Below are 23,783 nucleotides of genomic sequence, written 5' to 3' on the forward strand. Positions count from 1 at the left end.
GGGCATCGGGTCCGGCGCCGCGTCAGCGCCGGGGGACGCCCGCCCCGCGGATGCTCGCGTCGAGCAGCTGCACCGGGTGCAGCAGCGGGACGTCGGCGACGTCGTCGCTCGGCAGGTACTTCCCGATCTGCAGCAGGCAGCCCGGGTTGGCGGTCACCACGACGTCGGGCCTCGCCTCCCGGATCTTCTCCGCCTTCCGCACGCCCAGGTCGGCGGCCGCGTCCGGCTTGACCATGTTGTAGATGCCCGCCGAGCCGCAGCACAGCGACGCCTCGGCGATGTCGACCAGCTCCAGCTCCGGGATGGTCCGCAGCACCTCGCGGGGCTGGCTGCGCACACCCTGGGCGTGCCCGAGGTGGCAGGCGTCGTGGTAGGCGACCCGGCCGGGGACCGGCGTGCGCGGGGCACGGGGGCCGCCGTCGTCGTCGCGGGAGTACAGGTCCGCGAGCACCTCGTGCACGTCGCGGCAGCGCGCCGAGAAGGCGGCGGCGCGGTCCTTCCACTCCGGGTCGTCGGCGAGCAGATGGCCGTAGTCCTTCATCGACGAGCCGCAGCCCGCGACGTTGGTGACGACCGCGTCGACGTCGAGGGTCTCGAACCGGGCGATGGTGCGCCGGGCCCGGTCCAGGGCGGACTCCTCGCGCCCGGCGTGCACCTCCAGCGCGCCGCAGCACTGCTGGTCGCGGGGGACGAGGACGTCGCAGCCCTCGGCGGAGAGCACCCGCACGGTGGCCTCGTTGACCCGGTGGAAGAACACGTCCTGCACACATCCGGTGAGTAGCGCGACCCGGGCCCGGCGGGTGCCGACGGCCGGGGTGTGCACCGGGAGCCGCGCGAACGCCTCGCGCACCGAGACCGGCGGCAGCAGCGACTCCATCGCCGCGAGCTGGCCGGGCAGCTTCTCGGCGAGCCTGCGGATCGCGGGGACCTTGCGCAGCTGCTGGTAGAGCGCGCCGGGCAGGGCGGCGGCGCGCAGCCGTCGCTTGTAGGGGAACAGGGCGAAGATCGCGTCGCGGAACAGCTTGTCCGACGCGCTGCGGGGCACGTTGCGCTCGATCTGCGGGCGCACCGACTCCAGGAGCTTGTCGTACTGCACCCCGGACGGGCAGGCGGTCACGCACGCCATGCAGCCCAGACAGTTGTCGATGTGCTCGGTGAACGGGCCGTCGAGGGTGATGTCGCCCTTCTCGGCCAGGTCCATCAGCAGGATCCGGCCGCGCGGGGAGTCCATCTCCTCGCCCCACAGCACGTAGGTGGGGCAGGTCGGCAGGCAGAAGCCGCAGTGCACGCAGTCGTCGAGCAGCTCGCGCTGGGGCGGGTGGACCGGGTCGAACGCGCTCGGCCCCTGCTGCGGGATCTTGGTCTCGGCCGCTCCGGCGGGGGTGCCTGCGGGCTCGTGGGTGCTCGTCATGCGTGCCTCACATCCAGGGGGCGAAGCGACCGGCGGCGAACCGGGCCTCGGGGTCGAGCTGGTTCTTGATCGCCTTCAGCAGCGCGAGCGCGGACGGCGCGGGGCCCCACGCCGGGGCGTCCAGCGCCTCGGGGCGGTCGCGCAGCATGCTCGTGCCGCCGACCGCGGCGACGGCGTCGTGCACCTCGGTCACGGCGGCCCCCGGCACGGTGACGGTCGCGACGCCGGTCGCGAGCCCGGCCGTGACGGCGGTGGCGGGAAGCTGCTCCACCAGCGGCGCCAGCCGGGTCGGGGCGCACCCGATCCGGACGACGGCGCCGTCGCGGGCGGGCCGGTCGGCGTCGCCGCCGGCGTGCGGGCCGTCGGTCAGCGACGCGTGCGCGTCCCACGCGTCCGGACCCACCTCCCTTGCGTCGGCGCCGAGGAGCTCGCGCAGCCGCTCCACCCGCGCCGGCAGGGTCCCGGCCCCGCCCTCCAGCCGGACCAGCAGACGTCCCGGGTCACCGGAGACCCACTCGACGGCGATCGGCTCCAGCGGGCTGGCCATCAGCTCCAGTACCCGCGACGCGGCCTCGGCCACCGGGCCGTCGACAGCCACGCAGGCGACCGCCTTCGGGACCGGGTGCAGCCGCAGGACGACCTCGACCACCGGGCCGAAGGTGCCGTGGGAGCCGTGCAGGAGCTTGGCCATGTCGTAGCCGGCGACGTTCTTGATGACGTGCCCGCCGGAGCGGACCATCGTGCCGTCCGCGAGTACCGAGGTGGTGCCGATGACCAGGTCCCGCAGACCGCCCCAGACCAGGGCGGACGGGCCGGCGTCGGCGGTGGCGAGCAGCCCGCCGACGGTGGCGCCGCGGGCGACCCGGGCGGCGTCGAACGCGAGGCGCTGGCCGTGCTCGGCCAGCTGCTCCTGCAGCGCGAGCACCGGGGTCCCGGCGTGCACCGAGACGGTCATGTCGCCGGGGTTGTGGTGGATCACCCCGGACAGCCCGGAGAGGTCGAGCGTCGCGGCGACGTCGTCGTCCGCGCGTCCTGCCCAGCCGGCGGCGGTGCCGGCGCCGGCGATCGCGAGACGGCCGGGGGTGTCCAGGACGGCGTCCCGGACCTCCTTGGCCGAGGTGGGGCGCAGCGTGGTGGGAGCGGCGCGTGTCATGTCGTCGGGCCCTTCCGGGTCGCGTGCGGGTCGGTCGGACAGGTCGGCCGGGCGGGTCACAGCCGTTCGATCAGGCCCGCCTCCTCCAGCGGGTGCGGGCGGTAGCGCCCCGGCTTCTCGCCGCACAGCCGCGGGGTCGGCAGGAGCTTGCCGGGGTTGCAGATGTGGTCGGGGTCGAAGCCGTCGCGGATGCGGCGCATGACGGCCAGGTCGTCCTCGCCGAACATCCGCGGCATCGAACAGGCCTTGTCGGTGCCGATGCCGTGCTCGCCCGACAGCGACCCGCCCATCTCGACGCACAGCTCCGCGATCCGCGCCGACAGGTGCTCGGCCTCGTCGGTCTGGCCCTCCGCGGCGGAGAACAGGACCAGCGGGTGCAGGTTGCCGTCGCCGGCGTGGAACACGTTCGCGACGCGCAGCCCGGCCTCGGAGCCCATCTCGTCGATCCGTTCGAGGATCTCGGCGAGCCGGGTCCGGGGGACCACGCCGTCCTGGACGATGTAGTCCGGCGAGATCCGGCCGACCGCGGCGAACGCCGCCTTGCGGCCGCGCCAGATGTTCGCCCGCTCCTCCGGCGATCCCGCGATGTGCAGCCGGGTGCAGCCGTGCCGGTCGCAGATCTCCTTGACCAGCGCGAACTGCTCCTCGCACTCCTCGACGGTGCCGTCGAGCTCGACGACGAGCGCGGCCGGGGTGTCGAGCGAGTAGCCGGCGCCGGTGGCGCCCTCGGCGGCCTCGATCGCCAGCGCGTCCATCATCTCGACCGCGGCGGGGACGATCCCGGCCGCCACGATGTCGGAGACCACCTGGCCCCCCGCCGACACGGACGGGAAGTCCGCCAGCAGCGTGCGCATGACCTCGGGGGTGCGCAGCAGCCGCACGGTCACCTTCGTGACGATCCCGAGGGTGCCCTCCGACCCCAGGAACACCCCGCGCAGGTCGGGCCCGGACTGCTCCATCGAGTCCGACCCCAGGGTCACGACCTCGCCGTCGGGGAGCACGACCTCCATCGACAGCACGTGGTTGGTGGTGAAGCCGTACTTCAGGCAGTGCGCGCCGCCGGAGTTCTCCGCGACGTTGCCGCCGATCGTGCACACCTGCTGGCTCGACGGGTCCGGGGCGTAGTAGAGCCCGTGGGGCGACGCGGCCGCGGTGATCTCCAGGTTGGTGACGCCGGGCTCCAGCACCGCGCGCCGGTTCTCCGGGTCGACCTCGAGCACCCGGTTGAGCCGGTTCAGCCCGATGACGACGCCCTCGGCCACCGGCAGCGCGCCGCCGGACAGGCCGGTACCGGCGCCGCGGGCGACGAACGGGATCCGGTGCCGGGCGCAGATCCGTACGCACCCGGCGACGTCGTCGGCGGTGCGGGGCAGCAGGACGAGCTCGGGGACGACCCGGCTGCCGGTCAGGCCGTCGCACTCGTAGGTCCGGGTCCGGACGGGGTCGTCGAGCACGTCCGCGGCGCCCAGGAGGGCGACGAACTCGTCGTGGATCGAGCGGGCCAGAGGCATCGCTGGACTCCCTTGCTGCGCGTGGCGGGGCTCACGGGAGGGTACGTCGACACGGTGACGCCACGCCTGTTCGACGTCACGGACAGGGTCCGCATCACTTCCGTGATGCGGAAAAGATAATCCACTGGTAGAAATACGACCAGTTCCGACATCCACACGGAGAGGGTGGTCACAGATGGCCGACACCGCCGGCCTGCAGGTCGACGAGCACCTGAGGTCCTTCGTCGAGGGCGAGCTCCTGTCCGACGTCGACCTCACGGCGGACGACTTCTGGGCGACCCTCGCGCGGCTCCAGGAACGCTTCGCTCCCAAGATCGCCGACGCACTGGCCCGTCGCGACGAGATCCAGGCACGCATCGACGAGTGGCACCGCGAGCACGGCACCGGCTCGGTCGAGGACTACGAGAAGTTCCTCACCGACCTCGGCTACCTGCTCCCGGAACGGTCCCCGACCATCGACGTCGACCGGGTCGACCCGGAGATCGCCGAGATCCCCGGCCCGCAGCTGGTCGTGCCCTCCACCGTGCCCCGCTACGCGCTCAACGCCGCCAACGCGCGCTGGGGCTCGCTGTTCGACGCCTTCTACGGCACCGACGCGCTGCCGCAGGACCACGAGCTCGCCCCCGGCTACGACGAGCGCCGCGGCGCGCAGGTCATCACCGCCGCCGACGAGCTGCTCGACGAGCTGTTCCCGCTCGCGAAGGGCAGCCACGCCGACGCCACCGCCTACCGGCCGTCGACCGACGGGCTCGTCGTCGACACCGCCGCGAACGGCACGGTCGGGCTCGCCGACCCCGCGCAGTTCGCCGGCTTCCGCCCGGTCGACGGCGACGGTCGCGGCGCCGTCCTGCTGACCCGCAACGGGCTGCACCTGGAGATCACGATCGACCCGACCACCCAGGTCGGCACCCAGCACCACGCCGACGTCGCCGACGTCGTGCTCGAGTCCGCGGTCACCACGATCGTCGACCTCGAGGACTCGGTCGCGACCGTCGACGGCGAGGACAAGGCCCTGGCCTACCGCACCTGGCTCGGGCTGCTGCGCGGCGACCTGACCGCCGAGTTCCGCAAGGGCGGGAAGACCGTCATCCGCCGGGTCAACCCGGACCGCGAGTACACCGCGGCCGACGGCTCCGCCCTCACCCTGCCCGGACGGTCGCTCATGCTGGTCCGCAACTGCGGCCACCACATGACCACGAACGCCGTGCGCACCGCCGACGGCGGCGAGATCGCCGAGGGCGTCCTCGACGCACTGGTCTCGGCCGTCGCCGGGCTCTACGACCTGCAGGGCAAGGGCCCGCACACCAACTCCCGCGCGGGCAGCGTCTACATCGTCAAGCCCAAGCAGCACGGGCCCGAGGAGGTCGCGCTCACCGTCGAGCTGTTCAGCGCCGTCGAGGAGGCCCTCGGACTGCAGCCGAACACCCTCAAGATCGGCATCATGGACGAGGAGAAGCGGACCTCGGTCAACCTCTCCGCCTGCATCGCCGAGGCCGCGAACCGGGTCATCTTCGTCAACACCGGCTTCCTCGACCGGACCGGCGACGAGATCCACACCTGCTTCGCCGCGGGCCCGGTGCTGCGCAAGGGCGACATGAAGTCGACCACCTGGCTGAAGACCTACGAGGACCGCAACGTCGACGTCGCGCTCGCCGCCGGGTTCGCGCACACCGCGCAGGTCGGCAAGGGCATGTGGGCCAAGCCCGCCGCGATGGCCGAGATGATCGAGCAGAAGATCGGCCACCCGAAGGCCGGTGCGAACTGCGCCTGGGTGCCCTCGCCGACCGCCGCGACCCTGCACGCGCTGCACTACCTGCGCGTCGACGTGCACGCGGTGCAGGACGAGATCGCGTCCCGCACCACCGCCGACCGGCGCAGACTGCTGGAGGTGCCGGTGACCGACGCGTCCTCGCTCCCGGCTGACGCCGTGACCCACGAGCTGGAGACCAACGCCCAGTCGATCCTCGGCTACGTGGTGCGCTGGGTCGGGATGGGCATCGGCTGCTCCACCGTGCCGGACCTGGAGGGCGTGGGGCTGATGGAGGACCGCGCCACCCTGCGGATCTCCGCCCAGCTGGTCGCGAACTGGCTCCGGCACGGCGTCGTCGACGAGGCGGTCGTGCGCGACACCTTCGCCCGGATGGCCGCCGTCGTCGACGAGCAGAACGCCGGCGAGGACGGCTACCCCGCGATGGCCAAGGACCTGGAGTCCAGCGAGTCGTTCCAGGCGGCGCTGGAGCTGGTGTTCAGCGGGGCGACCGAGCCGAACGGCTACACCGAGCGGACGCTCACCCGCTGGCGTCAGCGGGCCAAGGCCGCGGCCTGAGGTCGCATCACCGTCACCACCACCGTCGACGACGACGCCCCCGGGACGCGTTCCCGGGGGCGTCGTCGTGATCAGGGAGGACGAGGATCGTGAAGCCGTGGATGCGGCCCGCGCTGGTGCTGTTCGGCGTCGGCTACGGCGCCAACCAGTTCAGCCCGCTGATGGTCATGTACCGCGAGCAGGGCCACTACTCGGCGACCGTGGTCGCCGCGTTCTTCGGCGTCTACGTGCTCGGTCTCGCCCCGGGTCTGCTCGTCGGCGGACCTGCGTCGGACCGCTGGGGGCGGCGCCGGGTGCTGCTGCCCGCCACGGCCGCCTCGATCCCGGCCAGTGCCGTCATCGCGCTGGGGGCGTTCTCCGAGCCCCTCCTCTACATCGGACGGCTGCTGTTCGGCCTGTGCATCGGCGTCGCTATGGCGGTGGCGACGACCTGGGTCAAGGAGCTGTCCGGCGAGGGTGAGGGTGCGCGGCGGGCCGCACTCGCGCTCACCGCGGGGTTCGGCCTCGGCCCGCTGGTCGGCGGGCTGCTCGCGCAGTTCGCGCCGCTGCCGATGGAGCTGCCCTACCTGGTGCACATCGTGCTCATGGTCCCCGTCACCTGGTGGCTCGTGGCCGCCCCGGAGACGGTCGAGCCGGGCCGCTCCCGGTCCTGGCTGCGCGACCTGCGGGTGCCCGCCGCCGCCCATCCGCGCTTCCGGTGGCTGGTGCTGCCCGCCGCGCCCTGGGTGTTCGGCGCCGCCGCGCTGTCGTTCGCGGTGCAGCCGACCGCGCTCGGCGACGTCCTCGGCGGCTACGGGCTGCTCGACGCGACCCTGCTCACCGCCGTCACCCTGGGCTGCGGGTTCCTCGCCCAGTCCGCCGCCCGCGCCGTCGACGCCCGCTCGCCGCTGGCCGCCACCCGGATCGGGCTCGCGCTCGTCGTCGCCGGGACGGTCGTGGCGGCGTTCGGCGCCGCCGGGCGCAGCATCCCGGTGGCGTTCGTCGCGGCCGCGCTGCTCGGTGCCGGTTACGGGTTCGTGCTGCTGTCCGGGCTGCAGGAGGTCCAGCGGATCGCCGCGCCGGAGCACCTGGCCGGGCTCACCGCGGTGTTCTACTCGCTGACCTACCTCGGGTTCCTGCTGCCGATGCTGCTCTCGGCCCTGACCGGGGTCGCGGGGTACCCGGTGCTGCTGCTCGTCGTCGCCGGGGTGCAGGCGCTCTGCCTGGTCCTGGTGTGGGCCGGAGCCCACCGGGTGGCGGAGCCGGTCCCCGCGGCTGATCCGCTCCGCGCGCGCGGAGCGGATCATGCGGCCGGCCGCGGATCCACCTGATGTCCACCTCCGGGCGGAGGCGGGTGCCGGCCCGCGCTCGTAGCGTCGGGCGGGTGACCACCACCACGGATTCCGACGCCACGGACCTGCCGCGCCTGCCGTTCCCGCGCCACGACGTCCTCGACCTCCCGCCGCAGTTCGACCACCTGCGGGACCGGTCCCCGATCACCCCGGTCCGGACCCCGGCCGGCGATGTCGCGTGGCTGGTCACCGGCTACGACGAGGCCCGTGCCCTGTTCGCCGACGACCGGCTCGGCCGCAGCCATCCCGCGCCGGAGCGGGCCGCGCGCATCTCCGACTCGATGATCTTCGGTGGGCCCAGCGGCGACTCACCGGAGACCGAGCGGAGCAACCACACCGCCATGCGCAAGTTGCTCGCGCCCGCGTTCTCGGCGCGGCGGATGCGCAGGCTGTCCGACCACGTCGCCGAGCTGGTGCACAGCCGGCTCGACGTCGTCGAGGCCGCCGGGCCCGGCTGCGACCTGCACGAGCTGTTCTCCTTCCCCCTGCCGGTGCTGGTCATCTGCGAGCTGCTCGGCGTCCCCTTCGACGACCGCGAGGAGTTCCGTCGCTGGTCCGGCGAGCTCGGGCTGCTCCACGACCGGCCCCGCGCCGAGGCCGCGGCGCAGGCGTTGTTCGCCTACGTCCGCGGCCTGATCGATCGCAAGGACGACGAGCCGGGGGAGGACGTGCTCTCCGACTTCGCCGCGCTCGGCTCGGCGCCGGAGCAGCGCGACCGGCTCGCCGCGCTCGGCGCCGGCCTGCTGTTCGCCGGGCACGAGACGACGGTCGGGCGGATCGACACCGGCACCGTCCTGCTGCTGGACCGGCCGGGGGAGTGGGCGGCGCTCGCCGCGGACCCGGAGCGGGCCGCGGGCGCGGTCGAGGAGGTCCTGCGGCTGGCCGTGCCCGGCGGGGGCAACGGCGGCATCCCGCGCTACGCCCACGCCGACATCGACATCGCCGGGGTGCACATCCGTACGGGCGACGCGATCCTGCTCGCGCTCGGTGCCGCGAACCGGGATCCGCGCCACTTCGACGGGGCCGAGGACATCGACGTCACCCGGAAGCCGACGCACCTCGCGTTCGGACACGGGCCGTACTTCTGCGTGGGCGCGAGCCTGGCCCGGGTCGAGCTGACCGAGGTGTTCCGGGCGCTGCCCGCCCGGTTCCCGTCGCTGCGCCTGGCCGTGCCGCGCTCCGAGCTGGAGCTGCGCACGGACGTGCTCACCGGGGGCCTGCGCGCGCTGCCGGTCACCTGGGACCGATCATGAGGGTGTGGGGGAGCTCGAACTGAGGGTGTCCGGGATCGACCATCCGGACGTCACGCCGCTGATGCGGCGGCTGCAGGCGTTCTACGGCGAGGTCTACGGCGACGGTGACGTCACGCCCGTCGTCCCGGCCGACTTCCGCGCCCCGTCCGGGTTGTTCCTCGTCGGCTACGAGGACGGCGTCCCCGTCGCCACCGGGGCGTGGCGCGCCGTGGACGCCGACCCGGCCGACCCCGCGCGCCGCGACGGCGACGCCGAGCTGAAGCGGATGTACGTCGAGCCCGCCGCCCGCGGTCGGGGACACGCCCGGACGGTGCTCGTCGCGCTGGAGCGCGCGGCGGCCGCCGCCGGGCGTCGTCGGATGATCCTCGAGACGGGTGACCCCCAGTCCGCTGCGATCGCGCTGTACGAGAGCAGCGGATACCGTCGGACCAGCAGATTCGGTGTGTACCGGAACGACCCCCGCTCCCGGTGCTTCGCCAAACCGCTGCCGGGGTGAGCCTCGGTACGGTCACGGGCGAAACGTCCGGTTGCGCCGATAGGATGACCTCGGCGTCGTCGCCGCGTCCCCTCCGGTGAGCGTGCGGCGGCCTCTTCCGGCGCTCCCCGTGTCCGGCCGTGACGTGAGCGGAACCGCTGGTCCGAACGACCCCGTGACCCCAGGAGGTGTCGGTGCTCGCCGTCGTGGCCGCCCATCTCGTCCTGGCGCTGTGCCTGCCCGCACTCGCCCGGTACCACCGGCGGCTGGCGTTCGGCGCAGGCGCCGCCCTGCTCGCCGCCACTCTCGTGTGGACGACGGCGCAGGCCTCGACCGCGCTCTCCGGCGGGGTGACCGACCGCATCGAGTGGGCCCCCGAGCTGGGGCTGACGCTGAGCCTGCGGATGGACGCGCTCGCGATCGCGATGATCGTGCTCGTCTCCGGCGTCGGAGCGCTGATCATGATCTACGCGGCCTGGTACTTCGGGCCGCGCTCCACCGACGCGGCCCGCTCCGCGGCGCTGCTGGTCGCCTTCGCCGGGATGATGCTCGGCCTCGTCCTGGCCGACGACCTGCTGACCCTCTACGTGTTCTGGGAGCTGACGTCGCTGACGTCGTTCCTGCTCGTCGGACAGGGCGGCCAGTACCGGGAGAACCGGCGTGCCGCGGTGCAGGCGCTCGTCGTCACCGTCTTCGGCGGGCTGGCGATGCTGCTCGGGATCGTGCTGCTGGGCCAGCTGGCCGGCACCTACTCGATCCCGGAGATCACCGCGGCCGCGACCTCCGGCACGCTCGCCCCCGACAGCCCGGTCGCGCTCTCGGTCTCGCTGGTGCTGATCCTGCTCGGTGCGCTGACCAAGTCCGCGCAGCTGCCGTTCCACCCGTGGCTGCCGTACGCGATGGCCGCCCCGACGCCGATCTCGGCGTACCTGCACGCGGCGTCGATGGTGAAGGCCGGGGTCGTGCTCGTCGCGCGGCTCGGGCCCGCGTTCTCGGTGCACCCCGTGTGGTGGGCACCGGTCATGGTGCTCGGTCTCGCGACGATGGTGCTGGGCGGCTGGCGCGCGATGCGCCAGACCGACCTCAAGCGGCTGCTGGCCTTCGGCACCGTCTCCCAGCTCGGGTTCCTCATGGTGCTGTTCGGGTCCGGCTCGCGGGTCGCCGGTCTCGCCGGCATCGCGATGCTGCTGGCGCACGGCCTGTTCAAGGCGCCGCTGTTCATGGTGGTCGGGGCGATCGACAAGGCCTGCGGCACCCGTGACCTGCGGGAGCTGTGCGGGCTCGGACGCCGCCGGCGCGGTCTGGCCGTCGTCACCACGCTCGCCGGGCTGTCGATGGCGGGGCTCCCGCCGATGCTCGGCTTCGTCGGCAAGGAGGCCGCGTTCGAGGCGTTCGTGCTCGAGGGCGGCGTCCGTGGCTGGATCACCGCGATCGGCCTCGTCGCGGGCTCGCTGCTGACCGTCGCCTACACCGCACGGTTCCTGTGGGGGGCGTTCTCCACCAAGGGGCTGCACCCCACCGGTGGCGACCCGGTCCCGCTCGGCCTGTCCGGCCCGGCCTGGCTGTGCGCGCTGACCGGGATCGCGGCCGGGTTCGCCGCGCCGCTGGTCCAGCAGCTCGCCGCCTCCTATGCCGCGTCGCTGCCCCCGGTCGGCGACGCCTACGCCGCCCGCTACGAGCTGGCCCTGTGGCACACCCCGGGGCTGCCGCTGCTGTTCACCGGGGTCGCGCTGGTCGGCGGACTCCTCCTGCACCGCTACGGGCAGCCCCTGACCGGGCACCTCTCGGTGCCGCACGTGTCGGCGCAGCGGGGGTACGAGGCCGTCGTGACGGGGCTGGAGCGCTCGGCGATCGCGGTCACCGGCCGGCTCCAGATCGGGTCGCTGCCGGTCTACCTCGGCTGCATCCTCGCGACCCTGATCGCGCTGCCCGGCCCGGTCATCGCCGTCACCGGGACGTGGCCGACCGACCAGGCCCCGTACCACTCGATCATGCAGGTCCCGGTCGGACTGATGGTGATCATCGCGGCGATCGCGCTCTGCCTGGCGCACCGCCGGTTCACCGCGGTGCTGCTGGTCGGTGCCGTCGGCTACGGCATCGGCGGCCTGTTCGTCATCGACGGCGCCCCCGACCTGGCACTCGCCCAGTTCCTGGTCGAGACGCTCACCCTGGTCGCGTTCGTCTTCGTGCTGCGACGCCTGCCCGCCCACTTCGACGAGCCGGACACCGAGCGCCGCGTCCGGGGCCCCAAGGCCGCGGTCGCCGCGGTCGGCGGCCTGCTCGTCGCCGGGATGGCCGTGATGCTCTCGGGGGCCCGCACCCTGCCGCCCGCCACCACGGAGCCGTTCATCGCGGGCGCACCGGAGGCCGGCGCGACCAACCTGATCAGCGCGATCCTGGTCGACTTCCGCGCACTCGACACGGTCGGCGAGATCACCGTGCTGCTGATCTGCGCGTCCGGCACCGCGAGCCTGGTGCTCGCGACCCGGTACGACAAGAGGCAGAACGGCAAGGTCGTGCGCAGCGGCTCGGGATCGCCCAAGCACGAGAAGGAGGTGCTCGGATGACGACCTCGCAGGAGAAGCCCGCGTCCCCGGCCGGGGACGCCGAGAGCTGGGCCAGGATGGACCAGCCCAGCGGCCGATGGATGCTCACCGGCACCTGCCCGGACGTCCGCGAGCGGACCCTGGTGCTGGAGTCCGCGGCCCGGCTGCTGTTCCCGGTGGTGCTGGTGTTCTCGGTGTTCCTGCTGCTGGAGGGCCACTACGGTCCCGGCGGCGGGTTCTCCGGCGGCCTGGTCGCCGGGCTCGCGTTCGTGCTGCGCCACATCGCAGGCGGCGACGACAACCTGGGCTCCCGGTTCCGGATCCGCCCGCCCGTGCTGGTCGGCACCGGACTGATCATCGCGGTGCTCACCGCGCTGGCCCCGGTGGCCTGGGGCGACCCGGTGCTCGCCTCGGTCAAGTGGACGATCACCTTCGGTCCGTTCGGCTACCTCGACATCGTGAGCAGCCTGCTGCTCGACGTCGGCGTCTACCTGCTGATCATCGGCGTGGTGCTCGACCTGCTGCGCTCGCTCGGGTCCGGCATCGCCCGCGACGCCCGCGAGGCGGGCGAGGACCTCCCGCGCGGGGGTGGCCCGAGGTGAACACCACCATCAACCTGAGCATGGCGATCGTGCTCGCGGTGCTGTACTCGGTCGGTTTCTACCTGCTGATGCAGCGGTCGCTGATGCGCATCCTGATCGGCATCGTGGTGCTCGGGCACGGCGCGAACCTGCTGCTGCAGGTCTCCGGCGGACCGCCCGGGCGGGCCCCGATCCTCGACGCGGTGCTCCCCGAGCAGATCGCCGACCCGCTCCCGCAGGCGCTGGCGCTGACCGCCATCGTCATCACCTTCGCCCTGACCACGCTGCTGCTGGCGCTGGGCTACCGCTCCTGGGTGCTCGTCGGGCACGACGAGGTGCAGGACGACGTGGAGGACCGCCGCATCGCCGACCGGCAGAAGCCCAAGGGCGCGATGGAGGAGGGCACCGCGGACGAGACCGACGCCGAGCCCGAGGACACCGCCGACTCCCACGAGCTCGAGGAGGGCCGCAAGTGACCCCGCTGCAGGCCCTGGTCACGCTGCCGGTGCTGCTGCCCATGCTGGGCGCCGCGACCAGCGTCGTCGTCAGCCGTCGTGCCTCGGCCCAGCGTGTCATCGGCGTGGTGACCCTGGCGCTGGTGTGCGTCGTCGGCGCGGTGCTGCTGGTGGCCGCGGACACCTACGGGCCGGTCGTCGCCGAGCTCGGCGGCTGGCCCGCCCCGATGGGCATCGTGCTCGTCGCCGACCGGATGTCGGCGCTGCTGCTGCTCATCTCCTCGGTGGTGACGCTCGCGGTGCTGGTCTACGCGATCGACCAGCGGATCTCCGACTACGGCCGGGAGACCGCCAGCACCACCTTCCACCCGATCTTCCTGCTGCTGTCGACGGGTGTGTCGCTGGCCTACCTGACCGGTGACCTGTTCACGCTGTTCGTGGCGTTCGAGATCATGCTGGCGTCGAGCTACGTGCTCATCACCCGGCGGACGTCGGCGTCGCGGATCCGGTCCGGCATGACCTACGTGATCGTGTCGCTGACCTCGTCGCTGCTGTTCCTGACCGCGGTCGGGCTCGTCTACGCCGCCACCGGCACGGTCAACCTGGCCGACCTCGCCGGGCGGATGGGCGCGCTGCCGGAGGGCCTGCGCGCGGTGCTCGCCCTGGTCCTCATCGTGGTGTTCGGCATCAAGGCGGCGATCGTGCCGCTGCACTTCTGGCTGCCCGACAGCTACCCGAACGCTCCCGCCCCGGTCACCGCGCTGTTCGCGGGCCTGCTCACCAAGGTCGGCATCTACGCGCTGCTGCGCACCCAGACCCTGGTGTTCCCGCAGGACAGCCCCTCGACGCTGCTGCTGGTGATCGCCGCGGTGACGATGGTGGTCGGCGCGCTCGGCGCCGTCGCGCAGGACGACCTCAACCGGCTGCTGTCGTTCCTGCTGGTCAGCCACATCGGGTTCATGGTGTTCGGGCTGGCTCTGCACACCCCCGACGGCATCGCCGGGACCGGGCTCTACGTCGTCCACCACATCACCGTGCAGGCGACGCTGTTCCTGGTCAGCGGGCTCATCACCCGGCGGACCGGCACCGTGTCGATCTCCCAGATGGGTGGGCTCGCCCAGCAGGCACCCCACCTGGCCGTGCTGTTCGCGATCCCGGCGATCACCCTGGCCGGGCTGCCCCCGACCTCGGGCTTCGTCGCGAAGCTCGCGTTGCTGCAGGCCGGTGCGGGCGCGGGCCTCGCCGGGGAGCTGGTCGCCGCCGTCGTCGTGCTGGCGAGCCTGCTGACCCTCTACGCCGTCGCCCGGGTCTGGGTGCGGGTCTTCTGGGGCGCCCCGAAGGAGCCCCTCGCCGACGACGACCCGAACGACGAGCTCGTCGTCGGGACCGCGCGCAGCGCCCGCGGCATGTACGTCGGCGCGTCCACGCTGGTCGTGGTCAGCGTCGCGATCGCGGTGTTCGCCGGCCCGCTGTCCGGGGTGACGGCCAGGGCCGGGGTGGACCTGCACGACCGGACCGGCTACACCGCCGCCGTCCTCGGGCCGGGCGCCGACCCCGGGGGTGACGGGACCATCAGCGCGAGCGGACGGTCCGGTGACCTCGCCGGGGACACGACCGTGCGGACCGCGGCCGGCGACACCCCGGAGGTGACCCCGTGAGCGAGCAGACCCCGAGCCGCGGTGGCGCGGGCACGACCGACGGCCCGGACCCGCAGGGCCGCCCCGACGGCGACGACCGCGAGGACGCCGTGCTCTCCTCGCCGGAGGCGCGCCGCGAGGCCGAGATGGGCGCGGCCGAGGTCGGCGAGCCGCCGGAGCCCGACCACGCCCGCACCCCCGCCCGGGTGCCGCCACCGGTCCCCGACACCGTCGCCGAGCCGATGGGCGGGTCCGCCCGCGGCGGGAGCGTGCGCCGGCGGATCCCGCAGGTGCTCGCGCTGGCGCTGGTGTGGGTGCTGCTGTGGGGGAGCGTGTCCGCGGCCGCGATCGTCGGCGGTCTGCTCGTCGGCCTCGCGGTGACGGCGATCTTCCCGCTGCCGCTGCTGCCCGAGCGGCTCCCGTTCCGCCCGTGGAAGCTGCTGCGGCTGCTGGCGTTCCTGGCCTCGGACCTGGTCGTCTCCGGGATCCGGGTCAGCATGGTGACGCTGCGGCACGGGCCGCGCGCCCGGTCCGGGATCGTCGGGCTACCGCTGTGTACCGGCTCGGACCGCACCGCGACGACGATCGTCGCGGCCTGCGCGCTGTCCCCGGGCAGCTTCACGCTGCAGATCGACCGGGCCCGGCGTCGCTGGTACGTCTATGCACTCGGCCTGCACCGGCCCGGCGCCGTCGAACGGCTCCGCCGGGACATGATGCGGCTGCAGCTGCGGGTGATCGACGCCGTCGGCAGCCAGGAGGACCGGGACCGGTGCGCCGCCGCCGTCGCCGCGGTCGCCGCCGGGGACACGGGGAGGAACGACCGGTGACCGTCGTCCACACGCTGGTACTGATCATGTTGACCGCCGCGGGGGTGCTGACGATGTGGCGGCTCCTGAAGGGCCCCACGACGCTGGACCGCATCGCGGCGCTGGACGTGTTCGTCGTGCTGATCGTGGCCGCGGCCGCGGTGTACGCGGCGATCTACTCCGACGGGTCGAACATCCCGCTGCTGGCCGCGGTCGCGCTGATCGCGCTGGTCGGCTCGGCGACGGCGGCCCGCCTGGTCGAACGATGGGAGCGGCACCGCTGATGGGCCTGCACGACGTGCTCGACGTGGTCTCTGCCGCACTGATGCTCGCCGGCGGGCTGTCCTGCCTGCTCGGTGCGCTCGGGCTGGTCCGGCTGCCGGACCTGCCCGCCCGGCTGCAGGCCACCACCAAGCCGCAGACCCTCGGCCTGCTGCTGATCCTGCTGGGCGTCGCGGTCAACCTGGAGTTCGAGAACTCCTCGACGCTGATCCTGGTCGTGCTGTTCCAGGTGCTGACGGCGCCGGTCATCTCGCAGGTGGTCGGGCGCTCGGCCTACCGCAGCGGCGCGATCGACCGGGACGCGCTCGTCGTCGACGACCTGGGGGAGGACATCGACAGCGACGCGCGCGCCCGGGAGGTGCGGACGGTTCAGCCGTCGTCGCCGGAGCCGGGGTCGTCCTCGCGCAGCGTGGACGGGGTCGACGGGGCCCCGGACCGGTAGGCGGCGTGCCCGATCGCGAAGCTGGCGATCGGGATCGTGAACAGCTGCAGTGCCACGGCCACGCCGAGGGTGAGCAGCACCCCCGGTTCGGGCACCAGGATCGCGACCCCGACGAGGATCGCGACGATCCCGAGCCCGGCGGCCTTGGTGACGGCGTTCGTGCGGTTGTAGACGTCGGGCAGGCGCACCAGGCCGACCGCGCCCGCCGCCACGAGCAGGACCCCGGCACCCAGTACGACGCCGCCGATCGCGTTCTGCACGGGCCCGCCGGTGAGCACGGTCCCCAGGCCGGCGTCGACGCCGCTCATCTGCGAGCCCCCTTCTCCGCCCAGATCAGCCGGGCCACGGCGACCGTGGTCAGGAACCCGACCAGCGTCGCGACGACGACGAGGTCCAGCATCGCGACCGAGCCCAGCCGCAGCGCCAGCAGCGCGATCAGCCCGACGACGACCACGAAGCCGTAGTCGACGGCCAGCCCGCGGTCGGCGTCGGTGGGCCCGGCCAGGACCCGCCAGACCGCGACGAGCAGGCCCAGGGCCAGCAGGACGATCCCGGCGTCCAGCAACAGGGTGCTCACGGCGTCTCCTCCGGATCGCGGTCGACCACACCCGGGGTGGGGCGGCGCAGGAACGCCAGCAACCGGTCCTCCATCTCGTGCACGCTCGCCCGCAGCTGCTCCGGGTCGGACGCGTGCATGCCGTGCACGAGCAGCTCCGGGCTGCGCGCGCCGGTGGTCAGGTTCAGGGCGAGGGTGCCGGGCGTCAGGCTGAGCAGGCTCATGATCGACGCGATCTCGACCATGCTCCGCGACCGCAGCCGGACCCGGACCACCGCCGGGTCGATGCCGTGCCCGGGGGTGAGGACCTCGCGGAGCACGACGGCGTTGGCGCGGAGGAACTCGCCGGTGAACCACAGCAGGAACCCCACCGCGGCGCGCAGGCGCCCGCCGCGCCCGGGTGCACGTCGGCGGGTGGTCACGGCGCCCCCACCGCCCCGACGTAGGCGGCGGTGTCGGCGAGCCCCTGCCCGGCGACCGTCGAGAGCGCCAGCAGCGGCTCCGCCCACAGCCCGAGCAGCAGCGACAGCGCCCCCAGCGCCAGCGCCGGGACCCCCGCGCGGACCGGGACCGCCACGGCGACCACGGTGCCCGCACCGCCCCCGGGGTCCGGTGCGGGGGCCTCGCCGCCCCAGAACGCGCCGTTCCAGATCTTGAGCATCGACAGCAGGGTGACCACGCTGACCGCGACGGCGACGACCGCCGCGGCGACCATGCCGGCCTCGACCGCGCCGAGCACCAGGGCGAACTTCGCGACGAACCCGGACAGCGGCGGGATCCCGGCCAGGCTCAGCGCCGACACCGCGAACGCGACCGCGGTCGCCGGGTTGCGGGCGGCGAGCCCACCGAGCCGGGACAGCGTGTCGGTGCCGGCGTACTGCTCGACGGCACCGGCGACCATCAGCAGCGCCGCCTTGCCCAGCACGTACTGCACCAGGAAGTAGATCGCGGCGGCCAACCCGGCCGGGGTGGAGATCGCCAGGCCGAGCACGATGTAGCCGATCTGGCTGACCATGTGGAAGGTCAGGATCCGGCGCATCCCGCCGGCGCCGACCGCGCCGAGCACCCCGACGACCATCGTCAGCAGCGCCGCCACCAGGACGACCGGCAGGAAGCGCGGGTCGCCGTCGTAGACGAGGGCGTAGATCCGGAACAGCGCGTACACACCGACCTTGGTCAGCAGCCCGGAGAACAGCACGGTGACCGCGGCCGGCGCGGCGGTGTAGGCCCGCGGCAGCCAGTTGTGCAGCGGCACCAGCGCGGCCTTCACCGAGAGCGCCAGCAGGATCACTGCGGTCGCCGCGGCCAGTGCCGGGTCGGTCACCGCGCGCCCGGCGAGGTCACCGAGCTGCACGGTCCCGGCGACGCCGTAGACCAGGCCGAGCCCGGCGAGGAACACCGTCGAGGCCAGGAGGTTCACCGTCAGGTACAGCCGCGACGCCGCGATCCGCTCCGGGCCACGGCCGGTCGCGATGAGCACGTAGCTGGGGACGAGCATGACCTCGACGAACACGAACAGGCTGAACAGGTCCGCGGTGAGGTAGGCGCCGTGCACCCCGGCGAGCAGGAGCAGCGACTGCGGCAGGAACGCCCGGTCGGTGTCGGAGCCGGTGACCGCGGCGAAGGCCAGGCAGGCGATCCCCAGCACCCCGGTGACGGTCAGCATGATCGTGCCGAACGCGTCGGCGGCCAGCGGGATCGCGATGCCCGCGGGCCAGTTCCCGAGCCGTTGCACGATCACCGCGCCGTCCGCGGTGGCCGCCAGGAGGACCGCCGACACCGCCGTCGACACCACGAGCGCGGTGAACGCGACCACCCGGCGCGCCGTCATCGGCAGCAGGAACGGTCCGCCCCCGCCCGGTGGGCGCGCGGTGAGCAGGATCAGCAGGCCCGCCGCGGCGAGCGGGACCAGGATCGGTACGACGACGAGCGCCTCGAGACCGGTCACCGGGGCTCGTCCTCCTCGGTGTCGGCGGTGCCACCGGCCTTCAGCAGGGCCAGCAGGTACACCGTGATCGCGAAGGCGATCACGATCGCGGTGAGCACGAACGCCTGCGGCAGCGGGTCAGCCATCTGCGCCCGGTCCTGCTGGCCCAGCAGCGCGGGCTCGCGGGTCGCCATCCCGCCCGCGGAGATGATCAGGACGTTCACCCCGTGGCCGAGCAGCACGAACCCGAGCACCGTGCGCAGCAGCTCGCGCTGCAGCATCAGGTAGACCCCGCCCGCGACGAGCACGGCGACGACGACCGCGGCGGTCACTCGGAGCTCCCCAGCACGGAGCCGGTGCGGGCGCGCCCGCCGATCCGGTCGGTCGCGGCCACGATCAGCCCCACCACCATCAGGTAGATCCCGAGGTCGAACACGAACGACGACAACAGCACCCCGCCGGGCAGGTACACCGGCGTGAGGAACGGCAGCCCCAGCGGGTACACCGCGATCCCGGTGAGCAGGCTCAGCAGCAGCCCGGACCCGACCAGCGGCTCGGGCCGCAGCCGCAGTGCCCACGCGTTGCCGCGGTGGGCGAGCCGCAGGAACACGATCGCGACGCCGCCGACCAGCGAGGAGATGAACCCGCCGCCGGGCTCGTCGTGGCCGCGCCAGAGCAGGAACAGCGACATCAGGAGCATCAGCGGGGCCAGCACCCGGCTCGCGACCCGCATGACGATCGTGTCGGCCGGGCCGTCGGTGGCGACGCGCTGCCGCGGGCTCGCATCGGCCCCGGCCTCGCCGCGGCGGATCAGCACGAGCAGGCCGAGCGCCGCGGCCCCGACGACGACGGCCTCACCGAAGGTGTCCATGCCGCGGAAGTCGACGAGGATCGTGTTGACCACGTTGGTCCCGCCGGTCGCGGCCTCCGCGGTGTCGAGCAGGTACCCGCCGACCGGCGACGGCGCGCGCCGCCCGGTCAGGACGTAGGTCGCCGCCCCCAGCGACAGGCCCGCGGCCAGTGCGGCCACCGCGGCCGGGACCCGCCGCCACCGCGCCGGGCGGCGCAGCCGGACCCCGCGTCCGCGCAGCACCAGCACCGCGACGACCGTGGTCAGCACCTCGACCAGCAGCAGCGTCATCGCGACGTCCGGGGCGCCCGCGAGCAGCAGCCACAGCGCCGTCGCCAGCCCACCGAAGCCGGTCAGCGCCAGTGCCGCGGTGACCGAACGGGTCGTCACGGCCCCGGCGACGGTGGCCGCCACGAGCACGACGACCACCCAGTCCAGCGGACGGGTCACCGGCCCGGGGAACGGTGCCGGTGCGGGCAGCGCCACCCAGGCGACGACGGCGAGCACCGGCAGCGCCAGCACCGGGCGGACCAGGACGGCGGCGGGGGAGGGGTCGGTGTCGGGCCGCCCCACCCGGGCGCCGAGGTCGAGCACCCCGGCCCGGATCCGGTCGAAGACCGCGGCGCCGTCGGGCACCGGGAGCCGCTCCAGCGCCCGGTCGACGCGGCCGCGCCAGTGGAACAGCGCGAGACCGGCGGCGACGGTGAGCACCGACAGCACCAGGGCGGTGCCGAACCCGGGCCAGAGCACGAACGTGACCGGCTCCGAGCCCGGGTCGAGGTCGCGCGCGGCCCGGTCGGTCAGCGGGTTGAGGACCCGCACCGCCGGCCCGAGGACCAGCCCGAGCAGCGCGGCGACGGCAGCCGGTGCGAGGAACGCCCACGACGGCTCGTAGAGGCCGGGCTGGGTGAGCCTGCCGCCGAACGCGCCGTGCACGATCCGGGCGGAGTAGGCGAAGGTCAGCGCCGAGGCCACGACCGCGACGGCCGCCGCGACCGGCCCGGCACCGGGCGCGAAGTCGGCCTCCAGGAAGCCCTCGTAGAGGTTCTCCTTGGACACGAACCCGAGCAGCGGCGGCACCCCGGCCATCGACAGCGCGGCGACCCCGGTCAGTGCCGCGGTGACCGGCATGACCTTCCACAGGCCGCCGAGCTCGCGGACGTCCCGGCTGCCCGCCTCCTTGTCGATGATCCCGACCAGCATGAACAGGGTCGCCTTGAACAGGGCGTGGGCGAAGGTGTGCAGGACCGCCGCGGACAGCGCGTAGGACGTGCCGACGCCGATCGCGGCGGTGAGCAGGCCGAGCTGGCTGACCGTGGAGTGGGCGAGCATCGCCTTCAGGTCGTGCTCGCGCAGCGCCAGCACCGCGCCGACGACGGCCGTCGCCAGCCCGAGCGGGACGAGCACCGCCGACCAGGCCACCGACGGCACGTAGATCGGGGTGAACCGCATCAGCAGGTAGATGCCCGCCTTCACCATCGTCGCGGCGTGCAGGTAGGCACTGATCGGGGTCATCGCGACCATCGCGCCGGGCAGCCAGAAGGTGAACGGCAGCTGCGCGGACTTCGTCGCCGCGGCCAGGATCAGCAGCGCCCCGGCGGGCAGGGCCAGGGGGCTGGTGAGCACCGCGCCGGGGTCGGCGAGCACAACGTCGAGGCTGGTGCTCCCGGCCGCGACGCCGATCATCACCACCGCCCCGAGCAGGGCGAACCCGCCCATCGCCGTCACCACGAGCGCGCGGCCCGCCGGCAGCGCCGCCGCCGGACCGGCGGTGTTGATCAGCAGGAACGACAGGACGGTCGTGAGCTCCCAGAACACGTAGAGCAGCACGAGGTCGTTCGCGGTGACCAGGCCGATCATGGCGGCGGCGAACCCGGTGAGCAGGCCGTAGACCGTGCCGATCGGGTAGTACGCCTCCAGGTAGCGCGGGCAGTAGGCCATCACCAGCGCGCCCACGCCCAGCACGATCGTCACGAACAGCAGCGACAGGCCGTCCATGCGCAGGCCGAAGGAGACGCCCAGCGACGGCATCCAGGACACGCCCGCGGTGGGGACCTCCCCGCGGACGACCTCTCCGGCGGCGGTGTTCGCGTACACGGCCAGCGCGGCGAGACCCGCGGCCAGCGGGTAGCCGGCGTTGCGGCCGAGCAGCCGGGCGAGCACCGGGGCGAGCAGCGCCAGCGCGACCGCCCCACCCAGGGTGACCAGGGGGATCACCGGGCAGCGCCTCCGTCCAGGGGGCCGGGGGTGCCAGGCACCCTGATCATGACTCGGGAGCTTCTACCCGTTCGACGGGGTTTCCACACCGAGGTTTCCGGTCACTCCACCCGGTTGCGCCGCGCACGGTTTCCCGGGGTGGGTGGGCCCCCGGCGTGGCGGTCCGCGGGGGCTTCGTACCCTCCCGGTGTGCCTCTGTACGCGCTCGGTGACGCCGAACCGGACATCCACCCGACCGCCTACGTCCATCCGGACGCCGTCGTGATCGGCAACGTGACGCTGGGCCCGGAGTCCACCGTCTGGCCGACCGCGGTGCTGCGCGGCGACGACGGCCGGATCGAGGTCGGCGCCCGCAGCAGCATCCAGGACGGGTCGATCATCCACACCACCCTGCAGCAGCCGACGATCATCGGGGACGAGGTGACCGTCGGGCACAACGTGCACATCGAGGCGGCCACCATCGGCAACCGCGCGCTCGTCTCGTCGGGCTCGGTGGTGCTGAACGGGGCGACGGTCGGCGAGGGCGCGGTCGTCGCCGCGGGCGCGGTCGTCTCCCCGAAGGCCGACGTGCCCGCGTACCGGATGGCGCTGGGCGTACCCGCCCGCGTCCGCGACGGCTACGAGGTGCCCGCCGACCGCTGGCGGTACGCCGTGGAGTCCTACGTGGACCGGGGCCGCCGGTTCGCCTCCCAGCTGCGCCGGTTGGAGGGCTGATGGCCAAGCCGCTGCACGAGGTCGTCGAGGCCGGGTGGGCCAGGGCCCTGGAGCCGGTCGCCGAGACGATCACCGCGATGGGCGAGTTCCTGCGTGCCGAGATCGCCGCGGGCCGTCGTTACCTGCCCGCCGGGGCGAACGTGCTGCGCGCGTTCCAGCAGCCCTTCGACGACGTCCGGGTGCTGCTCGTCGGCCAGGACCCGTACCCGACCCCGGGGCACGCTGTCGGGCTGTCGTTCTCCGTCGCCCCCGGGACCCGGCCGCTGCCGCGCTCGCTGCAGAACATCTTCCGCGAGTACACCGAGGACCTCGGGCACCCGGCGCCGAGCTCGGGCGACCTGACCCCGTGGACCGAGCAGGGCGTGCTGCTGCTCAACCGGTGCCTGACCGTCGCACCGGGAGAGCCGGCCTCGCACCGCAACAAGGGCTGGGAGGAGGTCACCGAGCAGGCGATCCGCGCCCTGGTGGCCCGCGACGCCGCGCCGATGGTGGCGATCCTCTGGGGCCGCGACGCCCGCAACCTCGCGCCGCTGCTGGAGGACGTGCCGACGATCGAGTCGGCGCACCCGTCGCCCATGTCGGCCGACCGCGGCTTCTTCGGGTCGCGGCCGTTCAGCCGGGCCAACGACCTGCTCGAGGAGATCGGCGGGGAACCCGTCGACTGGAAGCTGCCCTAGGCTGGACCGGGTGGACGACCCGGGGGACATGCGCATATCGGACGCCGACCGTGAGGCGGCGGCCCGCCGGCTGCACGACGCCCTCGGTGAGGGCCGCATCACGCTGGCCGAGCTGGAGGAACGGCTCGACGCGGTCTACGCCGCCCGCGTCGCCCGGGACCTGCGGCCGCCGCTGGCGGACCTGCCCGAGGGCGGCACCGCCGACGTCGACGGCACGAAGGCGTCCTGGGGCGAGGTGAAGACCAAGGTGCCCTCGACGCCCGGGGCCGCCGGGCCGCACGTCGTGGTCCACGGCAAGGTCGGCATGGGGTCGGTCACGGTGCGCGGTCCCCGCCGCAGCTGGTGGCGGTCCATGGTCGAGTGAGCCGCCCCGGGAACGACGAAGGCCCGGTCCCCAGGGGACCGGGCCTCGATCGTGGTTCGGGTCTCGCGCACTCAGACGCGGGTCACCTTGCCCGCCTTCAGGCAGGAGGTGCAGGCGTTGATCCGACGGCGGTTGCCGCCGTTGATCGCGGCGCGCACCGTCTGGATGTTGGGGTTCCAGCGGCGGTGGGTGCGGCGGTGCGAGTGCGAGACGGACATGCCGAAGCCCGGACCCTTGCCACAGACGTCGCAGACGGCAGCCACGTCGGA

Annotated in this window: 24 protein-coding genes; 14 read left to right on the forward strand and 10 right to left on the reverse strand. The window is 73.7% G+C overall.

Features of this window, described 5'->3' with window-relative positions:
* Positions 1-22: 22 nt before the first annotated feature.
* The 3 genes from Ae717Ps2_RS05665 to Ae717Ps2_RS05675 are packed head-to-tail and all read right to left on the reverse strand — an operon-like array spanning position 23 to position 4,075.
* Positions 23-1,411: a (Fe-S)-binding protein gene (locus tag Ae717Ps2_RS05665; protein WP_075307674.1), complete on the reverse strand. Its 1,389-nt coding sequence runs from the start codon at positions 1,409-1,411 to the stop codon at positions 23-25.
* A gap of 7 nt (positions 1,412-1,418) precedes the next feature.
* Positions 1,419-2,564 (reverse strand): FAD-binding oxidoreductase, encoded by a 1,146-nt coding sequence (locus tag Ae717Ps2_RS05670; RefSeq protein ID WP_075334183.1) that lies wholly within the window; start codon positions 2,562-2,564, stop codon positions 1,419-1,421.
* 56 nt (positions 2,565-2,620) lie between these two features.
* Complete coding sequence (locus tag Ae717Ps2_RS05675) at positions 2,621-4,075, reverse strand: FAD-binding oxidoreductase (protein ID WP_020622066.1); 1,455 nt, start codon at positions 4,073-4,075, stop codon at positions 2,621-2,623.
* Positions 4,076-4,250: 175 nt separating this feature from the next.
* On the opposite strand from Ae717Ps2_RS05675, the gene Ae717Ps2_RS05680 reads away from it, so the two are divergent.
* The 11 genes from Ae717Ps2_RS05680 (at position 4,251) to mnhG (Ae717Ps2_RS05730) (ending at position 16,209) form a co-directional block, all read left to right on the forward strand.
* Positions 4,251-6,401 (forward strand): malate synthase G, encoded by a 2,151-nt coding sequence (locus Ae717Ps2_RS05680; RefSeq protein WP_075307672.1) that lies wholly within the window; start codon positions 4,251-4,253, stop codon positions 6,399-6,401.
* An 89-nt stretch (positions 6,402-6,490) separates the two neighbouring features.
* Positions 6,491-7,711 carry an MFS transporter gene (locus tag Ae717Ps2_RS05685; protein WP_198932142.1) on the forward strand — a complete coding sequence of 407 codons (1,221 nt, stop codon included), beginning with the start codon at positions 6,491-6,493 and terminating at the stop codon, positions 7,709-7,711.
* A gap of 53 nt (positions 7,712-7,764) precedes the next feature.
* Entirely contained in the window at positions 7,765-8,985 is a 1,221-nt protein-coding gene (locus Ae717Ps2_RS05690) for a cytochrome P450 (protein ID WP_233147462.1), read from the forward strand.
* Between the two features lie 61 nt (positions 8,986-9,046).
* Positions 9,047-9,481 carry a GNAT family N-acetyltransferase gene (locus Ae717Ps2_RS05695; protein WP_083696296.1) on the forward strand — a complete coding sequence of 145 codons (435 nt, stop codon included), beginning with the start codon at positions 9,047-9,049 and terminating at the stop codon, positions 9,479-9,481.
* Between the two features lie 173 nt (positions 9,482-9,654).
* On the forward strand, positions 9,655-12,027 hold the full coding sequence (gene mbhE, locus Ae717Ps2_RS05700) for a hydrogen gas-evolving membrane-bound hydrogenase subunit E (protein WP_233147463.1): 2,373 nt from the start codon (positions 9,655-9,657) through the stop codon (positions 12,025-12,027).
* Positions 12,024-12,608, forward strand: coding sequence for an MnhB domain-containing protein (locus tag Ae717Ps2_RS05705; protein ID WP_020622060.1), 585 nt, complete (start codon positions 12,024-12,026; stop codon positions 12,606-12,608). Before mbhE (Ae717Ps2_RS05700) ends, Ae717Ps2_RS05705 begins: the two co-directional genes overlap by 4 nt.
* Before the next feature lie 20 nt (positions 12,609-12,628).
* Positions 12,629-13,063: a Na(+)/H(+) antiporter subunit C gene (locus Ae717Ps2_RS05710; RefSeq protein WP_043276360.1), complete on the forward strand. Its 435-nt coding sequence runs from the start codon at positions 12,629-12,631 to the stop codon at positions 13,061-13,063.
* A gap of 5 nt (positions 13,064-13,068) precedes the next feature.
* Positions 13,069-14,700, forward strand: a complete 1,632-nt coding sequence (locus tag Ae717Ps2_RS05715) for a Na+/H+ antiporter subunit D (protein WP_086002254.1) — start codon at positions 13,069-13,071, stop codon at positions 14,698-14,700.
* Positions 14,697-15,506, forward strand: a complete 810-nt coding sequence (locus Ae717Ps2_RS05720; protein ID WP_075307667.1) for a Na+/H+ antiporter subunit E — start codon at positions 14,697-14,699, stop codon at positions 15,504-15,506. The genes Ae717Ps2_RS05715 and Ae717Ps2_RS05720 overlap by 4 nt, the downstream gene beginning before the upstream one ends.
* Positions 15,503-15,769, forward strand: a complete 267-nt coding sequence (locus Ae717Ps2_RS05725; protein ID WP_020622056.1) for a monovalent cation/H+ antiporter complex subunit F — start codon at positions 15,503-15,505, stop codon at positions 15,767-15,769. Before Ae717Ps2_RS05720 ends, Ae717Ps2_RS05725 begins: the two co-directional genes overlap by 4 nt.
* A complete protein-coding gene (gene mnhG / locus Ae717Ps2_RS05730; RefSeq protein ID WP_337819525.1) occupies positions 15,751-16,209 on the forward strand; it encodes a monovalent cation/H(+) antiporter subunit G in 459 nt (152 codons plus the stop codon). Before Ae717Ps2_RS05725 ends, mnhG (Ae717Ps2_RS05730) begins: the two co-directional genes overlap by 19 nt.
* Here the strand turns inward: mnhG (Ae717Ps2_RS05730) and mnhG (Ae717Ps2_RS05735) are convergent.
* Genes mnhG (Ae717Ps2_RS05735) through mbhE (Ae717Ps2_RS05760) form a run of 6 tightly spaced genes read right to left on the reverse strand, consistent with a single transcriptional unit; the run spans position 16,137 to position 21,759 of the window.
* Entirely contained in the window at positions 16,137-16,517 is a 381-nt protein-coding gene (gene mnhG / locus Ae717Ps2_RS05735; protein ID WP_083695688.1) for a monovalent cation/H(+) antiporter subunit G, read from the reverse strand. The two genes, mnhG (Ae717Ps2_RS05730) and mnhG (Ae717Ps2_RS05735), sit on opposite strands and share 73 nt — an antisense overlap.
* Positions 16,514-16,786 (reverse strand): monovalent cation/H+ antiporter complex subunit F, encoded by a 273-nt coding sequence (locus Ae717Ps2_RS05740; protein ID WP_226358826.1) that lies wholly within the window; start codon positions 16,784-16,786, stop codon positions 16,514-16,516. The genes mnhG (Ae717Ps2_RS05735) and Ae717Ps2_RS05740 overlap by 4 nt, the downstream gene beginning before the upstream one ends.
* Entirely contained in the window at positions 16,783-17,187 is a 405-nt protein-coding gene (locus Ae717Ps2_RS05745) for a Na+/H+ antiporter subunit E (protein ID WP_051050016.1), read from the reverse strand. Before Ae717Ps2_RS05745 ends, Ae717Ps2_RS05740 begins: the two co-directional genes overlap by 4 nt.
* Positions 17,184-18,713, reverse strand: a complete 1,530-nt coding sequence (locus tag Ae717Ps2_RS05750; protein ID WP_075307665.1) for a monovalent cation/H+ antiporter subunit D family protein — start codon at positions 18,711-18,713, stop codon at positions 17,184-17,186. The genes Ae717Ps2_RS05745 and Ae717Ps2_RS05750 overlap by 4 nt, the downstream gene beginning before the upstream one ends.
* Entirely contained in the window at positions 18,710-19,024 is a 315-nt protein-coding gene (locus tag Ae717Ps2_RS05755) for a sodium:proton antiporter (RefSeq protein WP_075333107.1), read from the reverse strand. The genes Ae717Ps2_RS05750 and Ae717Ps2_RS05755 overlap by 4 nt, the downstream gene beginning before the upstream one ends.
* A complete protein-coding gene (gene mbhE, locus Ae717Ps2_RS05760) occupies positions 19,021-21,759 on the reverse strand; it encodes a hydrogen gas-evolving membrane-bound hydrogenase subunit E (protein WP_075307663.1) in 2,739 nt (912 codons plus the stop codon). The genes Ae717Ps2_RS05755 and mbhE (Ae717Ps2_RS05760) overlap by 4 nt, the downstream gene beginning before the upstream one ends.
* A 189-nt stretch (positions 21,760-21,948) precedes the next feature.
* Here mbhE (Ae717Ps2_RS05760) and Ae717Ps2_RS05765 point away from each other — a divergent pair, with 189 nt between their 5' ends.
* The 3 genes from Ae717Ps2_RS05765 to Ae717Ps2_RS40235 are packed head-to-tail and all read left to right on the forward strand — an operon-like array spanning position 21,949 to position 23,514.
* Positions 21,949-22,473, forward strand: coding sequence for a gamma carbonic anhydrase family protein (locus Ae717Ps2_RS05765; RefSeq protein WP_020627369.1), 525 nt, complete (start codon positions 21,949-21,951; stop codon positions 22,471-22,473).
* Complete coding sequence (locus Ae717Ps2_RS05770; RefSeq protein ID WP_086002420.1) at positions 22,470-23,150, forward strand: uracil-DNA glycosylase; 681 nt, start codon at positions 22,470-22,472, stop codon at positions 23,148-23,150. The genes Ae717Ps2_RS05765 and Ae717Ps2_RS05770 overlap by 4 nt, the downstream gene beginning before the upstream one ends.
* A 28-nt stretch (positions 23,151-23,178) precedes the next feature.
* Positions 23,179-23,514, forward strand: a complete 336-nt coding sequence (locus tag Ae717Ps2_RS40235) for a DUF1707 domain-containing protein (protein WP_083696297.1) — start codon at positions 23,179-23,181, stop codon at positions 23,512-23,514.
* 71 nt (positions 23,515-23,585) lie between these two features.
* On the opposite strand, the gene rpmB is transcribed toward Ae717Ps2_RS40235, so the two are convergent.
* The gene (rpmB, locus tag Ae717Ps2_RS05780; RefSeq protein ID WP_020627372.1) at positions 23,586-23,777 is read right to left on the reverse strand and encodes a 50S ribosomal protein L28; all 192 of its coding nucleotides are present in this window, start codon (positions 23,775-23,777) and stop codon (positions 23,586-23,588) included.
* Between the last annotated feature and the right edge of the window lie 6 nt (positions 23,778-23,783).

Source organism: Pseudonocardia sp. Ae717_Ps2, from assembly GCF_001932475.1.
GTDB lineage: Bacteria > Actinomycetota > Actinomycetes > Mycobacteriales > Pseudonocardiaceae > Pseudonocardia.